The 318-nt window shown below is 38.4% G+C and carries 1 protein-coding gene; it reads right to left on the reverse strand.

Annotated features, from left to right (window positions below):
- Positions 1 to 318: YozF family protein (locus ACSG5Z_RS30085; RefSeq protein WP_435712768.1), on the reverse strand; the 318-nt coding region annotated here is incomplete at both ends.

Genomic DNA, 318 nt, shown 5'->3' on the forward strand with positions numbered 1-318 from the left:
AGGGAATACGATGTAGTCAACGCTCGGCTGATTTTTTGAAACGTAGCTATTTAGCAAAGTAGGATTAAAAGTAGCTTTAGAGGTAGGGGAGTTATCAACTATTTCTACAGCTACGTTTGACACATCATTGCCGATGTTTTTTACGAGTAAGCGATATGTATCGTATACACCTTGTTTTGGCTGCACTGCTTGCTTGGTTGCGTTATGGGATTTATCAATTTCGATATACCACTGTTTTGACTTTGATGCAATTGGTAGTGATTGAAATGTGTATGCACTAGCTTGTATTGGTAGTGTTAAACAGATTAGTGCGAAGAG

Origin of the sequence: Bacillus pretiosus, assembly GCF_051294775.1 — a bacterium.
In the GTDB taxonomy this organism is placed as follows: domain Bacteria; phylum Bacillota; class Bacilli; order Bacillales; family Bacillaceae_G; genus Bacillus_A; species Bacillus_A wiedmannii.